The organism is Pseudofrankia saprophytica (assembly GCF_000235425.2).
Taxonomy (GTDB): Bacteria; Actinomycetota; Actinomycetes; order Frankiales; family Frankiaceae; genus Pseudofrankia; species Pseudofrankia saprophytica.
This window is the reverse complement of the sequence record NZ_KI912266.1, coordinates 4,334,985-4,351,712: the sequence shown is the minus strand read 5'-3', so window position 1 is coordinate 4,351,712 and position 16,728 is coordinate 4,334,985. Positions and strand designations below refer to the sequence as shown.

Here is a 16,728-nt window from a genome sequence, read left to right as displayed (position 1 = left end):
GCGCCGGGTTGCTGGAGGCCGGGGTGCTCGGGGCCAGATTGCTCGGGCCCAGGCGCATGAGGTTCGGTCACCGTCATCGCCTCCTGGCCATCGGCGCGGCGATCTCGGGCCCCTGCTCCGGCTGACGGTCGGGGTCCTCCCACATCAGCGCGAGATGCCGGCCCAGGTCCGGCCAATCAGGTCTGGCGAGGTGGGCGTCCACCCGCAGGCGCCGAGCCCGTTCCCGCAGGTCCGTCAGGCCGGCACCGCCGGTCGCGGACCCCAGGAACGCCTGGATGGCGGCGGCGATCGCGTCCTCGGTTCGGCTACCTCGATGCCACACCACGACCGGAACCCCGCAGTTCAGCGCGATGTCCAGCTCGGAGGCGGCCAGGTCCTCCCTCGGCGGGCCGCTCAGCACGAGCGCGACCATGGCGTCCTCCCGAAGAAACCTCGTCTGTAGACGGTCGTGGTCATGTTCGCCGCCGCCCACCCCGAACGCGTCACAGTGCGCAAACCCCGTCGCCCCCTTCGTCAGCGCCCGCCAGCGCAGCCGCCACTCCCGCTGCCCGCGTCGGCGTCGCTGGCGCTCGAGGCTGCGCAGCACGACGGGGTAGCGCAGCCCGATGGGGCGGGGCAGCGTGGTGTCGTTCTCGGTACGCCAGTGCTCGACCGGCAGGTCCAGCAGCGGGCGCGGCAGGATGAACTCCAACGCCACCAGCTGCTCGCCCTCGGCGAGCAGCTCCTCCAGCTCCCCGATCGCGTCCTCGGCCATCGCCTCCAGGTCGTCGTTGGAGCCGAGCCGCGTCCCACATGGCTCGAATCCCTCGATTCCCGGCCATTGACGCCAGCAGGTCATCTCGACCTGGCCATCGACGAGTTCGCTGCGCTCGAACTGCAGGATGAGGTGGACGAGGCCGACCTGGGCGGTGCGTCGGCCATGAGCGTCCGCGAGCTGGTCGGCCAGGCCGGCACCATTCACCTGCCTGCGGAGGAACCGGCCGACCTGGTTCGTGATCGCTGGAGTGAGCAGAACACCCACCTGGTCGAGGAACGCCAGATACGGGGGCAGCGCGCCGAGTGGGGCATTGCGACCGGCCAGGTGGAGCAGCACCGCCCAGGCCGTGTCGCAGTGCGTCGGCGGGCTGACCGCCAACCCGCCGAGAGCCAGGCGGTAGGCGTGCGCGACGGTGGCGGGCGCCGTCGTGGTCAGCGCGGTCTCGAGCCGGGCCAGGAGGTCGTCGGACGCGTCGGCCAGTGCCTCGCTGGCCTCCCAGCGGTCGGCCAGGCGGGACAGTTCGGCGAGGGTCGCGTCGGCGAGGCCGAGGTCGCCCGCGGCGGCGGGTAGATGGGCCAACCCGACGAGGGAGCTGTCGCAGACCGAGACCAGCCCGAGGAACCACTGCCGGCCGGTCGGGTAGTCGGACACGTCGAGCCGCGTTTCGGACCGTTGGGAGAGCCTGCTGAGCAACAGGCGACGGCTCTGCTCACCGTGCAGCACCGGAGCCGTGGCCAGCAGCTCGGCGATCGCCATCTCCGCCGAGGCACGCCTACGGCGCACCACACCCTCCGCCGTCCGGAGAGGTCGCGCGGGCACGGTCATGCGCCGCCCCGCGTCGCCACCATGCTCACCTGATCCGGTCCCCCGTGCCGGCGCGCCGCTGTGCGCTCGCGGAGCGCACGGAAAGTGACAAAGTCACCCTAGCCGCGAAAGATGGTGCGCCAACGGCGAATGGAGCAACGAGCCCGAGCCGGTCCAGCCCGCGCCTCGTCTGCTAACCCACGGTGGTACCGGTTGGCCCTCAGCCAGACAGCCGGAAGCGACGAGGCATGTGATCGATGCGTCGAAAGCGCGGCGGCCCTGCCGGGACGGATGGCCGTCGAACCGCTAGAGGCTGATCCCGACGATGTTGCCCAGTCCCCGCAGGAGCGGTGGCGCGAGCTGGCCGACGATCGACGGGAGGCTCGGAATCAGGATGGGGACGAGGAGGATCACCAGCAGCAGGATGACGCCGAGGTGGGTCTCGGTGAGCTTGTAGTTCGCGTTGCGCCAGCCGGGTGACTGTGGCCCGAGCAGGAAGAGCACCCGGCCGCCATCGGTCGGCGGGATGGGGATCAGGCTCAGGATGAACATCGCGGCGAAGGTGACGGCCATCGCGAGCAGCAGCTCCGCCGGGAAGCTGTCGATGCTGTCGTACTCGATGGTCCGGTCGCCGATGACCAGCGTGGCCGGGTCGGACAGGCCCGCGACTCCCGCCACCGCCCCGAAGGCGAGCAACAGGTAGGCGAGTGGTCCGGCGAGGATGGCCGCGCTGACGTGGAACCGGCGCTTGCGCCAGACCTCGTTCATCCCGATCGGTTCGGTCCAGCCGTTGCCGGCGATCAGCATCGCGACCGCGCTGAAGGGGCTGACCCGGGTCGGTAGCGGTCGAGCCTTCAGCCGCCCCGACCGCAGCGGTGTCGGGTCACGCGCCAGCCGCGCGGCGAAGATCTGGGCAGTGTCATGGGCGTAGACCCCGATGACCAGGGCAAGGAAGATCCCGAGCAGCGCCGCGGGCTCGGCCAGGTGGAACAGCACGAGAGGTCGTCCGCCTCCAGTTCGTCCGTCTCCGTCGTCCCTACAACGCCGCAGTAGGCGCCGATTCTCCCACTGTCGAATCGAACTTCCGTCGGCAGGGGCGGCCCGGGCCCGCGAGGCGTGCGGGGAGCGCTACCCGACGGCCGGCGGCGTTCCCCGGCGGGTGATGAGCTCGCGGGCGAGGCGGCGGTAACCGGCCGCGCCGACGGAGGTCGGGGCGTAGGTGGTGATCGGCTCGCCGGCGACGGTCGTCTCGGGGAAACGGACCGTCCGGTTGATCACCGTGTGGAACACCTCGTCGGGGAAACGCTCGACGACCCGGGCGAGCACCTCGCGGGCGTGCAGGGTGCGGGCGTCGTACATGGTCGCGAGGATCCCGGCCAGGTCGAGGCGGGAGTTGAGCCGGTCCCGGACCTTGTCGATCGTCTGCAGCAGCAGCGCGACACCCCGCAGCGCGAAGTACTCGCACTCCAGCGGGATGATCACGGCGTCGGCCGCCGTCAGCGCGTTCACCGTGAGCAGGCCGAGCGACGGCTGGCAGTCGACCAGGATGACGTCGTAGTCGTCGAGGACCGGCTTCAGGGTGCGCGTCAGGCTGTGCTCGCGGCCGACCTCGCTGACGAGCAGCACCTCGCCGGCGGACAGGTCGATGTTGCTGGGCAGCAGGTCCAGGTTCTCGACCTGGGTTTCGATGATCACATCGTCGATGTCCGTGTCACCGCCGCCCAGCAGCAGGTCGTGCACGGTCAGTTCGAACTGGTTGGGGTTGATGCCCAGGCCGACGGAGAGCGCGCCCTGCGGGTCGAAGTCGACGAGCAGCACGCGGCGGCCGTACTCGGCGAGCGCGGCGCCCAGGTTGATGGTGCTGGTGGTCTTGCCGACGCCGCCCTTCTGGTTGCACATGGCGAGCACCCAGGCGGGACCGTGCGACGTCAGGGGCTCGGGCACCGGGAACAGCGGCATCGGCCGTCCCGTCGGACCCGTCTGGCCGACCTTGTCGTCGGCGGGGGCCAGCTCGAGGCGGCCCTCCTCGGGGATACGCGGCTTCTCGATGGTGACCTCACCGAAGGGCACCCGGGAAGCGCCGCCCGCCGAGGGCGCGTCGGAGAAACCAGCCACGAATGAACCTGCCATTTCCGCGAGGGGCGGCACGGCCGGTGGCACAGCACCAGCCGCTGGTCCAGCAGCAGACCTTGGCCGCGATTGGAGCGTACCGACAAGACGGGCCGTAAGCGGCTATGGGTGGCCCCGTCACGGCGTGTCGCACGCATCCGTCAATTCCGCTTACCACCTGCCCCGCCGGCCGTCGACCCGGCCTCGGCACGCGGCGTCCCCACGCCGCTTCCAGGCCGCCGCCCGCGGCGGCGGCGGGCGACGCCAGATCGGCCCGCGATGACGGTGACCGCGAAGGCCAGGGCACGGGCGTGCTACGGGTTGACGGGGTAGTCCGGGACGCTGACCAGGCCCGGGTCGCGAACGATCGCCTCGAGCTCCTCGGCCCGGCCGTGCTCGGCGAAGTGTTCCAGGCCGACCTGGACGAACAGGGCGCGGGCCCGGACCGCGACCGGACCGTCGGGGGCGCCGAGGCATCCTTCGGCGCTCGCGTACAGCTTGCGCCCAGCGACCCCGTCGGCCCGAGACCGCAGGTGAAGCGTCGTGCCGACCGGCACCGGCCGCCGGAAGTCGGTCTCGAGCCGAGCGGTGACACAGCTCATCCGGGTCAGATGGCCGAGCATGCCGAGGATCTCGTCGAGAGCCGACGCCAGCAGGCCGCCGTGCGCCAGCCCCGGGGCGCCCTGATGGTGCTCGGTGACCTCCAGGGTCGCCGTCAGTTCGACACCCTCGCCGGCCACGATCGTCAGGTGCAGGCCGTGCTCCTCGGCGGGCCCGCAACCGAAGCAGTGCGCGTAGTGCGCGGGCAGGACGGTTCCCGGCGCCGGCGCGTCCGGATGCCGCGCCGGCACCGCCGCGCCGGCCGGAAGATCGGTTCGAGACGCCGTCACGAGCCGGACGATATCCAACCCGTCACCGTCATCAGGCCGTTCGCGACCCAGCTCTCATTTGGTCCGACCTCGGTCCGGCCCGCCCGAGGCCGCCTGCGGCCGCCCGAGACCGCCGGGCGGGGCGGGCCTGGCCGGCGAGGCGTGCGGAGCGGGTCGGTCAGCCCTCGAGGCGGCGCTTGGCGGCTCGCAGCTTGCGGCGCACGGGGATCTGCGTGATGAGACCGATCAACAGACCGACGACCAGCCCGGCGGCCGCGGCGATGCTCAGCGCTCCGGCCACCGACATGTACTTGCGCGTGCCGAACAGCCAGATCGTGACCTTCTGGTCGTTCTGGGCGACGAACAGCACGACCATGATCGCGAGGACGAGCACGAGGACGGTCACGGCATAGACCACCCAGCTGACCCCGCCGCCACGCTGGCGCCTCCCCGGCAGCCGGCGTCTGGTCCCCCCGGGCTGCGTCGGTGGTACGGGGGCGCCCGGCGCCACGGGGCCTCGCGGCGCCGTCGGCGCCACGGGGCCCGACGGAGGTGGAACCGGTGCTCCGCCCGTCGACCCCGGTGGCGCGTAGTTGAAACTCCCGGTCGGCTGCCCTGGCGCGGTCATCAGCGTCCCTCTCCCCTATGGCACCCCAAGCTCCCGCAAGTGTAGATCCACCCGACCCCGTTCCGGCAGCTCAGAGCAAGTCTGGACGCGGGCTCCGGCATCCGGCATCGTTCCGCCTACTCCGGAAGGGCGGACGGTTCACCACCGCTGACGAACGCGTCCCGAGGGTGCTGCACGGCCGCGAGCGAGAGGGCGTCGCGGCCGAACAGCGCGGCGGTCAGCCAGATCACGAAGACCCGCGCCTTGCGCTCCCAGCTCGGCACGGCCAGCACGTGATAGCCACGGTGCATGAGCCACGCCGGCAGCCCCGTGACGACGATGCGCCGGTACTGGAAGATGCCGTGGCCGAGGCCGAGGGTCGCGACGGCGCCGAGGCTGTGGTGCACGTACTTCTTCGGCTCCCGGCCCCGCAGGGTGGCGATGAGGTTGTGGGCCAGCAGCTTTCCCTGCCGATAGGCGTGCTGGGCGTTGGGCACGGTGCGCGCACCCGGGACAGGCGACGCGAGGTCGGGCACGGCGGCGTCGTCGCCGGCCGCCCAGGCGTCGGGCACGGGATGGCTCTCGGTGCCGACCCGCAGGTCCGGCCGGACGACGACCAGGCCGCGTTCGTCGACCGGGAGGTCCGTGTGCCTGCCGATGACGGGGTTCCCGCCGTTGCCCACGGTCCAGATGATCAGCTCCGAGTCGAACTCCGCGCCGGTGGAGAGCACCACGTGCCCGTCGACGGCGGAGGTCACCTGGGTGTTCAGGTGGACGTGCGCGCCGCGGCGTTCCAGCGAGCGCACCACCCAGCGTCCCGGCCGGTCGGTGACCTCGGGCAGGATGCGGCCCGAGGCCTCGACCAGGTGGAACCCCAGCTCGTCGCGGCGCAGCTCCGGGTAGCGCTTGAACAGCGCGGTCGCCAGCGACAGCAGCTCGCCGAAGCCCTCCACCCCGGAGAAGCCGCCGCCGACGAAGGTGACCGTGAGCAGCTTGCGCCGCCGCGGACCGGGCGGGAGCGCGGCGGCCCGGTCGAACGCGGTCAGCAGCTGGTCCCGGATGGCGACGGCCTCCTCGACGTGCTTGAGGCCGATCGCCCGCTCGGCGATGCCGGGCACGGGGATCTTCCGCGTGACCGCGCCGGCGGTGACGACGATCAGGTCGTAGCCGAGCTCGAACGTGTCCGCGTCGGCGGGCTGGACGGTGGCCACCCGGTTGGCATGGTCGATCGCGGTCACTGTCGCGGCGATGACCCGGGTGCGGCGTAGGTGACGGCGCAGCGACACCGCGGCGTGCCGCGCCTCGACCGAGCCGGCCACGACCTCGGGCAGGAACGGCTGGTAGGTCATGTACGGGCGGGGGTCGACGAGGGTGACCTCGGCCTCGCCCGAACGGAGCTTCCGCTCCAGCTTCCAGGCCGCGTAGAAGCCGGCGTAGCCGCCGCCGACGATCAGGATCCTGCGCATGGCGCCCCCTGTTCGATCTGTTCCGTCTCCACACTGTCTAGACGGCGCGGCGCTCGCAGATGTGAAAACCCCCGGCGTACGCGGTATCGCGGACAGGGGCGGCATCTGGGACAGGGGCGGGGCGACCGGGTCAGCGCGACCGCAGCCAGTCGCGGTAGTGCGTGGCCGCGATGTGGGCACCCTCTGACGTGGTGAGCACGTCGCCCTTGACCGCGGCGAACATGCCCGCCGTCTCGTCGGTGACGACCCGGCGCCCGTCGCCGGTCGCGGCCAGGGTGACGCGGCCCAGCTCGTCGAGCGGGAAGACCTCGGGCCCGCCGACCTCGCGCGTGCCAGCCAGCGGGGCGCCGGCCGCGACCTCGGCGACGGCGTCGGCGACCTCCGCGGCGGCGATCGGCTGGATCGGCGTGGCCGGCAGGCGTACGACGTCGCCGTCGGTGGTCCAGGCCAGCACCGCCGGGACGAACTCCATGAACTGGGTCGCGCGAACGATCGAGTACGGGAGGGGACCGGCCTTGACCAGGTCCTCCTGCAGCGTCTTGGCCCGGTAGTAGACCAGGTCGGGCACCTGGTCTACGCCGACGATCGACAGCGCGACGACATGGCTGGCGCCAGCCCCGGAGGCGGCGGCCAGGAGGTTGGTGACCGACGTCCGGAAGAAGTCCACCGACGCCTCGTCGAAGGTCGGGGAGTTGGTCAGGTCCACGACGACCTGGGCGCCGCGTACCGCCTCGTCGAGCCCCGCGCCGGTGAGCAGGTCGACGCCGGTGGCGCGCGAGTGCGCGCCGACCTCGTGGCCGGCCGCCGCGAGCTTGCGCGCGACCTGGGATCCGATGAGGCCCGTGCCGATGACCGCGATCTTCATGGTGTCAGCCTTTCATAACTCGGATTCATCATGTCCGAGTTACACCTTACCCAGACACATGTTGTCCGAGTCAAGTCGCCGTCTATACGCTGAACCCGTGCGGTTGTCCGGTGGGGTCGAGGCGGCGTTGCACTGCTGCGTGGTGCTGACCGCGGCGAGCGAACCGGTCCCCGCGGCCCGTTTGGCGCAGCTGCACGGGGTCTCGGCGACGTACCTGGCCAAGCACCTGCAGGCGCTGTCCCGCGCGGAGCTGGTGCGGTCGGTGCAGGGCAAGTCCGGCGGATACGTGCTGACCCGCCCACCGGAGGAGATCACGGCGCTCGACGTGGTCGAGGCCGTCGAGGGACCGCAGCCGACGTTCGTGTGCGCGGAGATCCGGCAGCGGGGCCCACTGGCCGCCCCGCCGGAGGCGTGCACCGCGCCCTGCGCCATCACCCGCACGATGCTCGCCGCCGACCACGCCTGGCGCGCGGCCCTGCGCGAGGTATCGATCGCCGACCTGAGCCGTTCGGTGGCCCACGACTACGAGTCCGACGTCCTCGGCCAGATCGGCGCCTGGCTGACCCCGGCGGAGCACTGACCAGCGCGACGGCGACCGGCGGTGTGGAGCGGCGGATCAGAGGGTCGCTCGCGGGCGCGGTGGGCAGGCGCGCAACGCCGGCAATGGCGCCCCTGCCCCCGACCGCCCTGGATGTCACGCATCATGGGCCCTACCTGTCACACACCACATTCCCGTCTGGGAGCTGGTAGCAGCTGGCAACGATCTGACTCTGCCTCCCGCCTTCGGGTGGAAACTCCACGGAGTCAAGAGCCAGCACCACAGCCGCGGCCAGCAGGAGGAATACAGCCAGACAGAACCAGCCGATCCCGGAGATCGAACGAGAAGGCATCGGTATCCCCACTCCATCGACAACAGAGGTGCCGATTACAGTTCCCAATCCTCAGGTAAGTACGCAACCGAATGACCGGCCATCTGCCGGACGCCGCGATATGACGCGAACCGCGACATCGGGACCGACCTGCCGCCGACCCCGGCCGAGGACATATCGCGTCAATATCTTCGGCATCGGCACCCACGACCCAGAATGCCCAGGCTGGAACACCTGCGACCGGCTCGGCGTATATTGGACCTGGCAGCAGCAGGCATACCAAACACACCTCGCCATCTCCCAGATACAAGGCCGGGAACTTACGCCGGGGTTGACCGGGTGCGCACCCTATCCCTGCACGACTCGATAGTCGTAGTGTTTTATGTCATCGAGTCGCAACGACTCGGCACCACAGTCACCGAAGGTCCATCGCGCTCGCCAGTCATCACAGACAAGGACTGCGGCGAATTGATTCTGAAGATTGCCGCCGCCCTTCGGGTGATACACAAGCAGGACGGAAAACGTCTGATCTCCGTCCTTCGACACATGGACGATATCAGGCGGCGTCTCGTTCTGCCAAAATTCTCTGAACTTCGGATACGTAATCCCCACATATCGACGGTAGTTCGTCGTCGTCATCGTGTTCCAGGCATCTCTCACCTTCGCCGGATCAGCGGCGTCGCGGTGAAAGTTCTCAAGGAGTGTGCTCGCCGCGCTCAGGGTTATTGTCGGCCGGACGGTCATCGCTGCCACTATCCAGGTTCCCAGCAGGGCTACTACTGCACCTGTGGCCAGTGTGAGGCTCCAGAATCTAAGACCGCGCCCGGCGCCGGAGCCACCTTCAGGTGATTTTCCCATGTCGTCAGACCTCCATGAAAAGAAGTCAAACCGATGGCGAGGTCACGTTGCACGATGCTCGCGGGTCAGCGGGAACAACGTGAGGTCCTGCGTAAATTCTCATGTCAGACGACACGCTCGCGAAGATACATAAGAATATCGGCGGCCTTCAACCGCAGAAATTCGTCCGCCGAGGGGTCGGCCTCGGTAGCGCGCATCGCGCCGACGAGCTTCGACCTGACGAGACGCGAGAACACCGGCCAAGCCTCGGTGGTCCCCTGAAGGTTTGTACCGATCCGGCGATCGGGGCCCGATGTGATGTTCTTTGCCGCAAGCTCCTCGAACTCGGTCATCGCCGCCAGACGGATATCCGCCCCCTCCTCCGGATTGGTCGCGAGTGGAATGAGAACGGAGACGCTTTCAGGACCGCCGATGTCGCCGAGTGAGTCTATTGCTGCCAGGCGTATTTCTTGGTCGGCGCTCTCGCATTGGGCGGCAAGGTCCGCGACGAAGGTCTCATCGCCGAGGTCACCAGCGGCAACTATTGCGTCAAGCCGAACCGAGCGGTCAGTGGCGTAAATTGCCGAACGAAGGGAGTCCAGGTCACCCAGGGTCATTTCTCCGTTAGCCGGGTGATCTAGTGACCCCCTTTTTTCGAGGCTTCTTCTCCTCGCGAACGCCAACTCTCGCAGGCGCTTGGCCGCAACGCGCCTCTGCGTATTGTCCGTCTGCTCCCGGAGCTCGCTCGCCAGCCTGCCGAGTTCGTCCGTCATCCGATCTCCTTTTCCGCGCGCCACTCTTCGAGGAAATGACGGAAGGGGAGCCACGGGGTCTTCACCTCGTAGGGCGTGCTCACTCGTGTCCGCTGCCACATCTCATTCGCGACAAGGGGCGCCCGCGCGGTGATCTCGCGCTCGACCCTGGGCCAACCGCCGGCCGGCTCCGGCACCTTCGGGCGGATGAACCTCATGACGACATTGCTGGCGAACGGAGTCATGGTGAGTTTGGTGGGCCAGACAGTCAGGACGTTGTCGAACCCGAGCGGATCGATGTACATGTCAGTCATGTGCTGTCCGACTCCGAAGCTGCGCTCGGAGGTAAGGCCTGTGTAGACGGAAACCTCCAATTTGCTGGAGTCGTCGTCCACGAACAGTCCCGGAGCGACCGATGACAGCGATATCAGCATGCGCTTCACCCACTCCTGAGACGGGAAGGCGCTCGTCTGGGGCGTCCCGTCGGATCCCATGGGAAACGGCACACTGTTGTGATCGGAAACGAGCCAGACAGGCCTCCCGGTCTCCGGGTCCTCACGGGAGCAGAGGAAGACGCCCTGGAGCCCACCGCGGATTGGAAAAACCGCGGTCATGAGCGGCAGATGGTCACCGCGCAGGACCATCATCTGGTTCTTACGCTGCGCCTGAACGAATGTTTCTCCTGCGCTCGGGTTCCGATTGGCTCCGATTCTTCCCAGCAGGCCGCAGTTCCCGATCCCGGCGGCGATGACCACGAACTTCGGCCTGAGCTCGACCTGCGTACCCGAGAGCGAAGCCTCCACACTGCTGATGGACTTCCCGTCGTGAATAAATCGGATAGCATCGTCGCCCTCATCCAGCTTGTATGTCGCATGGTCGACATCGCGAGAAAGGCCCTTCACCACCTCACTCGCGTCAAGCGAAAACTCATCCGTCTCGAAGAGATGCTTTACCTTGCCCCCCAGCAGAGCCTCGGGCCACTCCGGACATTCGTCAAAATTTAGACCGGCCGTGCTCCAAAAATATGTGTGTCGCTGAACCGCCGTTCCCGGCCCGAAACCGGCAAGCGCCCGGGACTTGTTTAGCTTGGCAATGCCCTTCTCATCTACAAATGCCTCCCAGAACTGCGCGGCCGCATTAAGAATTATCATCATGTCCGTGTCGTCGTAGTAATGACCCCGATGTATGAGGCCATGCGAGTGACATGTCTGGCCGCCGCCCAGTTCGCCACGCTCGAGGAGCACCGTCCTGTACTGACGCTTGCTCAGATCGTTCAGGAGCCAGAGGCCCTGCGCGCCGCCTCCGATAACAAGCACGTCGAGATCTATCATTTGACAGGCTTCTCCTCTCCAGTTGGCGCCTTCGTAGTAGTCCGTCAGGTACCCATACCGGGCTGGCTCCTATGCCACCTCGTTGCCGTTGATGTGAGTGTTGCTTCTTCCATCCTTCCCGGTTGCGGTCGTGGTGTCCGAACTGCCCGTCTTCTTTCCGTCGCCGTCATATTTGTCGGTGTGGGACTTGGAGGTCTTGCCATCCTTCGAAGTGGACGTCACGGAATCGGAGCTACCGCCTTCCTACCAGCCCCGCCATATTTATCCGTATGCGTGTAGTCCTTTCCGTTCTTGTGTTCGGTCACCGAGTCGGATCTCTTTTCGACGTTGCCTTCCTTGTTTCTGACCTCGGTCTCGATCCTCGACCTCCCGTCCGGATCCTTGCTCGCGTACGAGTCAGCGCTCCCCGACCTCTCGCCATGACCGTCATTTTTCGTGAAGTTGGTGCGAGCATGGATGGTCCTGTCTGCGGACTCGTACTCCTTCCGTTCTCGATCGCTGAAGTGGGAGCGGTCGCGTCCGCCAGCGGACTCACCTCGATCGCTGGCTCCGGCGCGCGGCGAGTCCGATCGCCTCTCCTCGGACTGCGATCGCCGATCACTCGGCATCTCACCCATTACTTCCCCTCCACAGCTCCACCCCACGGACACCCGAAATCTCGATCCGTCGGAGACCGAGACATCTTCGCCGAACTCGCTCCACAAATTTCGGCTTCATCAGACGCCGACCAGGCGAGATCGTCAAAATGCGGTCAGGCAGGACCTGCGAAAATGGTCATCACGTCGCATCGCGTACGGAACGGCGCTGACCGGCAATCATCGGACGCATCGGCGACGCGATACTCGGCCCCGGATTCGCCGACCTGCGTAAAAATGGGGGCAGCCATAAAATTGGCACATGGTCGGTGTCCGAGCATGCGTCCGTTGTGGGGCGGCGCCGGCAGCGGGTGACCGGGTGTGCGGCCACTGCGGCCAGCCGTTCTCTGCGGCCCCACCCCCGCCGGTGACGCCACCGTCCGTCCGGTCGGGGCCTCTAGACTCCCCCGAAAGGCAGTCCTGGCCCTCGGGAGCATCTGGGGACGACATCCTGCCGCCGGGTCCGCCCTCGGATCGGAGTGCTCGCCCAGGCGACGGCGGTTGGCGGCCACGTGGCAACCGGCAGGGCGGGCCGACCTCGGAGACACGGGGCCCGGAGGCTCGGAGCGGCGGCACCTTCAGCGCCCCGACGGCAACGGGCCTCGATCGCCCTGACTTCCGGCGCGTCGCCGGCGTGACCCCAGCAGTGGGCAGTACGACCGCCGTCGACGGTCAAGTGCGCGGGGCGCAGGTGCGCTCGGAGTTCCACGGCGAGAACCAGTACGAGAACGATCTGGAGCTTCCGCGTGGAGCGCTACGACAGCGCCGGGGAACGGACCCTGCTCGAGGAGATCGTGCCTGGGCTCGGGTACGAGGAGAAGGTGACCGGCGACCTGCGCGTGGCCCTGCGCACCCGGCTTGACGGCCTGCGCACGGGAGGCAAGGGACGCATGCTCGACACGCGCGGCTCACTGCCGATGTCCACGCTGCTCGGGCAGCCGACCGTGCTCGAACTTGAAGGCATGGGCGATGACGACGACAAGGCATTCATGATGGGCCTGCTGATGATCCGGCTGGTCGAGCAGCGCCGAACCGAGGGCGACATCGAGAAGCTGCGGCATCTCCTTATCGTGGAGGAGGCCCACAGACTGCTCGCCGACACCGGCGCCGGCAAGGACCGCTCGGAGGCGGAGGCCGACGCCATGGGCAAGGCCGTGGAGACGTTCACCGGCCTGCTTTCGGAGATCCGCGCCTATGGGCAGGGCGTGGTCGTGGTGGACCAGATACCCACCTAGGTCGCGCGGGACGTGCTGAAGAACACCAACCTGAAGGTGGCCCACCGCATCGTGGCCGGGGACGACCGTGACGTGCTCGGTGACACCATGGTGATGACCACCCGTCAGGACGTGGCCATGGCGAGCCTGCCGGCAGGTCGAGCCGCGGTGTTCGCGGACGGCGAGGACGCGCCGTTACTGGTCCAAATCCCGCAGGTCAAGGGCGGTTCCGGCAGTTGGCCCACCGACGCCGAGGTACGTGAGCACGCCCGCGTCCAGGGGGTGGGGCCGATGCTCGCGTCCGGTGACTGCGACGAGGGCTGCCTGGCCGATCCGGTGGCCTGCGCGGCCGCCCGCCGTCTCGTCGACGACCCGGCGGTGCGACGCAAGTTCGCGCGGACCGTGCTGTCAGCGGTGCTGACGCCGGGCGCGCTGGTACGCACCTGGCCAGACGTGCTCGCGTGGTCGCACCCCGGCTTTCCGCACGGGGCGGACGGCCCTTCCAGGACTGCGCCCGCATCTGGGGGGAGCGCCCGGGGCCGTGCCTGTGCCGCTGGCCGGTTGGCGACCTCGTCGCGTCGGGCGACTTCACGCAGGTGTGGGCGCAGGCACGCGACGCGGACCGCGCCTCGGCCACCGGAGGCCGTCATACGCTGTGGGACGTCTGCAAGGACGCCGCCTACCAGTTGGTGGAGTTTCCGGAGGAGGAGACGACCGAGACGGCCGCGCGCCTGCGCGACATCGTCGACCGCCTGGCGCTGTGCTTCGGTCAGCAGATGCTGACAGCCGAGAGCTGGTCGCATCCGGCAACGGTGCGCAGAGCGGTTTCGGGCCTACTGGCCGAGCTGGAGACGGACGTCTCGCCCGCGGACGACGCACGGCTGCTCGGCAGGTCGGCCGCAGAACACCTCGGTGAGCTGCTGCCGGAGTGATGGTGGACACCCCGGCCCACGCACGCCAACATTGCCAACTTCCTCCCATGAGGTCGGGCGCTGTAGGGGTCTTGGGGACGAGTCGGCCTGTAAGCCGGATTCTGTGACCGGCGCGTGGCCGGTCGGCGATCATCTCTCTAGGGCCGCCGTTGCCGACGGCCTCGTGCGGTCTACCCGCGGACTCGGGCGGGCCGCCCTCGAACGTCCGCGCAGTGGATGCCCTTGCGGCCACCCACCTTTTGACCTTGCTCCGGGTGGGGTTTACCAAGCCGCCCGGGTCACCCCGGGCGCTGGTGCGCTCTTACCGCACCGTTTCACCCTTACCGGTGCCCGACGCCTCGCGGCGCCGGTACCGGCGGTCTGTTTTCTGTGGCACTGTCCCGCGGGTCACCCCGGGTGGGCGTTACCCACCACCCTGCCCTGTGGAGTCCGGACTTTCCTCGGCGGGTGCCGGCTCACGCCGGCCCCGACGCGACCGCCCGGCCGACTCGTCCGTACTGAACTCTACCCGGCGGACGGATCTTGCTCAAACGGGCGGTCGGCCCGGGGCGGACGGCCGAGGTGGATTCAGACAGTCGGCGGGACGATGGCGGCGCTGATGTCGGCTTCGCGCTCGACCAGCTCGTGGCCGTAGACGGTCGCCGCGTCGACCCGCAGGATCAGGCAGAACGACGGCCTGTTGGAGAACTCGGCGGTGAGTTCGTCGGCACGGCTGCGCAGGTAGTACGCGGCGGCGAGGTTCGCCGTCGCGGTCTGCCCGGCGAGGATGAACAGCGGCCGGCGGGCCGGGCCGGCGGCCACCCGGGCCAGCAGCGCGAACTCGTGCTCGCCCGGCCGGCCGGCGAACTCCCTGGCCGCCTTGTCCGCGCCGTCGCCCTTCTCGCCGCGCAGCCGCCGGCCCTCCCGCCCGCTCGGGACGGTGACCGCGATGACCCGGCTCTCCCGCGGTGGGCGAGCGGGCACGATCATCGGGCCCGACAGGTTGGTCGTGTCCTGCGCCGCCCCGTTGGGGGCGCCCTCGGCGGAGGCGCCGACGGTGGCCAGCGCCGGGGCCGCCGACGGCGGAGCGGGCGGCGTGGGCGGGGAGAAGGTCACCCCGGGCAGGTAGCGGGACAGGTGGGCCGCCATCCGCGGGTTCGAGCGCGGGTCGCCGATGCAGAACTCGGTGCGCCGGCCGATGCTGTCCTGCACCGCTCCGCCTGGGGTGACCCTGGGCCGCGCGTCCGCTCCGTAGATGACCGAGGAGATCTCCGAGACCGCGAGCACGTCGTCACGGGCGATCATCCCGTTCGGCGCGAGCGAGGCGACCGCGACGAGGATCTCGTCGTCGGCCGCGAGCCCGAACAGCGTCGACTGGCGGGGCCTCGACATGGGCGCGCCGCCGGGCCGTTCCCACAGCCGGATGGCCAGCGCCCCGAGCGCGCCCGCCGCAAGCGAGATCGCGACCGTGAGCAGGATGTCCGGCAACACGTCCACCTGGTGTTCCTCCGTCTGTCAGATCTCGTGTCCGCGCGCGGTGCCCGGTCGGTCGGTGCGCCCGCGTCGGCCGCGAGGCCGGTGCCGGGCGGGGACAGCCCGCCGCCGGGGACGACTCCGGTCGACTCGCCCGGGGCGATCCTAGGCGGGACCAACCTGGGCAGATCCACGGGGTTCACCATCGCAGCCCACCACGAGCCCACCCGACCACGGTCCGCTCCGGGGCGTGCCGCCTGGGTCACTGCCGCCAGGCCGCGGGGCGCGGGGCGCCTACCAATGCCACGTCGGACGCACCGACCAGGGCGGGAGTTGCGTGGTCGTCGCTCCCGCGAAATGCCCAGACGTCCTAGCCACCAGGCGGAAGCGCCGCCTCGGAAGGGCCAGCGAGCCCCGCGCCGGGAAGGCTCGCGCGCCGGGATCGCCGCGGCCGCCGGTCTCCCGGCTGGCCCGCCGGGCGAGCAGGGCCAGCCGGGTCGAGATTTCCGTCACTCGGCCAGGTCGGCCCGGCGAAGGGTCAGCCGAGCAGCAGGAGGCGCGTTGGGTCGGCCAGGACGGCGGCGATCTCTCCGAGGTAGCGGGAGGCCGCCTCGCCGTCCAGGATCCGGTGGTCGAACGACACCGAGATGGTCATCACCCGGCGGATCTGGATCTGGCCTTCCCATACGGCCGGGGTCTCCCGGATGGCGCCGAGCACGACGAGCGCCGCCTCGCCCTCGCGGACCAGCCCGGCGGCCGCGTCGACCCCGAAGACGCCGACGTTGGACACGGTGATCGTGGCGCCGAGCATCCGGGCTGGCGGGGTCCGGCCGGCGCGGGCCTGGGTGACGAGCTCGGTGAGCTCGCCCGCCAGCGCGGGCAGCGACAGCCGGTCGGCGTCCGGGACGACCGGCACGATCAGCCCGCGGTCGGCGGCGACGGCCACCCCCAGGTTGACGCCCGCGAACACCTCGATCTCGCTGGACCCGTCAACGGACGTCAGCCAGCGCGCGTTCGCCAGCGGGTGCGCCGCGAGCGCCGCGACGACGGCACGCGCGATGAACGCCAACGACGTCACCCGCGGCGGCGCCGCGGCGCCGGGACGCGCCGCCGCCTCGTTCTGGGCGCGCCAGCGGGCGACCAGCGCCAGCATCGCGGTGACGTCGACGGCGCGGTGCACCGTCGCCTGCGGGACCGTGAAGGCGCTGCGTTCCATGGCGAGCGCCATC

The 16,728-nt window shown here is 69.4% G+C and carries 15 protein-coding genes and 1 other RNA gene; 3 read left to right on the top strand and 13 right to left on the bottom strand.

Annotated elements, in window-relative coordinates:
* Positions 1 to 73 precede the first annotated feature (73 nt).
* The 7 genes from FRCN3DRAFT_RS0218180 to FRCN3DRAFT_RS0218150 form a co-directional block, all read right to left on the bottom strand.
* Positions 74 to 1,540, bottom strand: coding sequence for a VMAP-C domain-containing protein (locus FRCN3DRAFT_RS0218180; RefSeq protein WP_007516498.1), 1,467 nt, complete (start codon positions 1,538 to 1,540; stop codon positions 74 to 76).
* Between the two features lie 327 nt (positions 1,541 to 1,867).
* The gene (locus FRCN3DRAFT_RS0218175) at positions 1,868 to 2,557 is read right to left on the bottom strand and encodes a M50 family metallopeptidase (RefSeq protein WP_007516499.1); all 690 of its coding nucleotides are present in this window, start codon (positions 2,555 to 2,557) and stop codon (positions 1,868 to 1,870) included.
* Positions 2,558 to 2,689: 132 nt separating this feature from the next.
* Positions 2,690 to 3,676 carry a ParA family protein gene (locus tag FRCN3DRAFT_RS0218170; protein ID WP_007516500.1) on the bottom strand — a complete coding sequence of 329 codons (987 nt, stop codon included), beginning with the start codon at positions 3,674 to 3,676 and terminating at the stop codon, positions 2,690 to 2,692.
* A 308-nt stretch (positions 3,677 to 3,984) separates the two neighbouring features.
* A complete protein-coding gene (locus FRCN3DRAFT_RS0218165) occupies positions 3,985 to 4,560 on the bottom strand; it encodes a PaaI family thioesterase (protein WP_035928415.1) in 576 nt (191 codons plus the stop codon).
* Between the two features lie 157 nt (positions 4,561 to 4,717).
* Entirely contained in the window at positions 4,718 to 4,957 is a 240-nt protein-coding gene (locus FRCN3DRAFT_RS57425) for a lipopolysaccharide assembly protein LapA domain-containing protein (protein ID WP_335341693.1), read from the bottom strand.
* Positions 4,958 to 5,283: 326 nt separating this feature from the next.
* Positions 5,284 to 6,612, bottom strand: coding sequence for an NAD(P)/FAD-dependent oxidoreductase (locus FRCN3DRAFT_RS0218155; RefSeq protein ID WP_007516506.1), 1,329 nt, complete (start codon positions 6,610 to 6,612; stop codon positions 5,284 to 5,286).
* A 130-nt stretch (positions 6,613 to 6,742) separates the two neighbouring features.
* Entirely contained in the window at positions 6,743 to 7,477 is a 735-nt protein-coding gene (locus FRCN3DRAFT_RS0218150) for an SDR family oxidoreductase (RefSeq protein WP_007516507.1), read from the bottom strand.
* A 97-nt stretch (positions 7,478 to 7,574) separates the two neighbouring features.
* Here FRCN3DRAFT_RS0218150 and FRCN3DRAFT_RS0218145 point away from each other — a divergent pair, with 97 nt between their 5' ends.
* Entirely contained in the window at positions 7,575 to 8,057 is a 483-nt protein-coding gene (locus FRCN3DRAFT_RS0218145; RefSeq protein WP_027140705.1) for an RrF2 family transcriptional regulator, read from the top strand.
* Positions 8,058 to 8,694: 637 nt separating this feature from the next.
* Here FRCN3DRAFT_RS0218145 and FRCN3DRAFT_RS54155 read toward each other — a convergent pair.
* The 3 genes from FRCN3DRAFT_RS54155 to FRCN3DRAFT_RS0218130 all read right to left on the bottom strand — a co-directional run bounded on the left by FRCN3DRAFT_RS54155 (position 8,695) and on the right by FRCN3DRAFT_RS0218130 (position 11,266).
* Entirely contained in the window at positions 8,695 to 9,204 is a 510-nt protein-coding gene (locus tag FRCN3DRAFT_RS54155; RefSeq protein WP_007516510.1) for a hypothetical protein, read from the bottom strand.
* A 104-nt stretch (positions 9,205 to 9,308) separates the two neighbouring features.
* Complete coding sequence (locus FRCN3DRAFT_RS0218135; RefSeq protein ID WP_007516511.1) at positions 9,309 to 9,956, bottom strand: HEAT repeat domain-containing protein; 648 nt, start codon at positions 9,954 to 9,956, stop codon at positions 9,309 to 9,311.
* Positions 9,953 to 11,266 (bottom strand): FAD-dependent oxidoreductase, encoded by a 1,314-nt coding sequence (locus tag FRCN3DRAFT_RS0218130; protein ID WP_007516512.1) that lies wholly within the window; start codon positions 11,264 to 11,266, stop codon positions 9,953 to 9,955. Before FRCN3DRAFT_RS0218130 ends, FRCN3DRAFT_RS0218135 begins: the two co-directional genes overlap by 4 nt.
* Before the next feature lie 1,381 nt (positions 11,267 to 12,647).
* Between FRCN3DRAFT_RS0218130 and FRCN3DRAFT_RS0218125 the strand changes: the two genes are divergently transcribed.
* The gene (locus FRCN3DRAFT_RS0218125; protein ID WP_007516515.1) at positions 12,648 to 13,136 is read left to right on the top strand and encodes an ATP-binding protein; all 489 of its coding nucleotides are present in this window, start codon (positions 12,648 to 12,650) and stop codon (positions 13,134 to 13,136) included.
* 440 nt (positions 13,137 to 13,576) lie between these two features.
* Positions 13,577 to 14,047, top strand: coding sequence for a hypothetical protein (locus tag FRCN3DRAFT_RS0218115; protein ID WP_007516516.1), 471 nt, complete (start codon positions 13,577 to 13,579; stop codon positions 14,045 to 14,047).
* Between the two features lie 74 nt (positions 14,048 to 14,121).
* Here the strand turns inward: FRCN3DRAFT_RS0218115 and rnpB are convergent.
* The 3 genes from rnpB to FRCN3DRAFT_RS0218105 form a co-directional block, all read right to left on the bottom strand.
* Positions 14,122 to 14,538, bottom strand: an RNA gene (rnpB, locus tag FRCN3DRAFT_RS50170) — RNase P RNA component class A.
* A gap of 76 nt (positions 14,539 to 14,614) precedes the next feature.
* On the bottom strand, positions 14,615 to 15,523 hold the full coding sequence (locus FRCN3DRAFT_RS0218110; RefSeq protein WP_007516517.1) for a hypothetical protein: 909 nt from the start codon (positions 15,521 to 15,523) through the stop codon (positions 14,615 to 14,617).
* 514 nt (positions 15,524 to 16,037) lie between these two features.
* On the bottom strand, positions 16,038 to 16,728 hold a 691-nt coding region (locus FRCN3DRAFT_RS0218105), incomplete at its 5' end, for a 2-oxo acid dehydrogenase subunit E2 (protein ID WP_027140704.1).

Bases quoted from the DNA above. Each gene is read 5' to 3' on its own strand.
- FRCN3DRAFT_RS0218155 (WP_007516506.1), bottom strand. From the start codon at position 6,612: ATGCGCAGGATCCTGATCGTCGGCGGCGGCTACGCCGGCTTCTACGCG.
- FRCN3DRAFT_RS0218135 (WP_007516511.1), bottom strand. From the start codon at position 9,956: ATGACGGACGAACTCGGCAGGCTGGCGAGCGAGCTCCGGGAGCAGACG.
- FRCN3DRAFT_RS0218150 (WP_007516507.1), bottom strand. From the start codon at position 7,477: ATGAAGATCGCGGTCATCGGCACGGGCCTCATCGGATCCCAGGTCGCG.
- FRCN3DRAFT_RS0218130 (WP_007516512.1), bottom strand. From the start codon at position 11,266: ATGATAGATCTCGACGTGCTTGTTATCGGAGGCGGCGCGCAGGGCCTC.
- FRCN3DRAFT_RS54155 (WP_007516510.1), bottom strand. From the start codon at position 9,204: ATGGGAAAATCACCTGAAGGTGGCTCCGGCGCCGGGCGCGGTCTTAGA.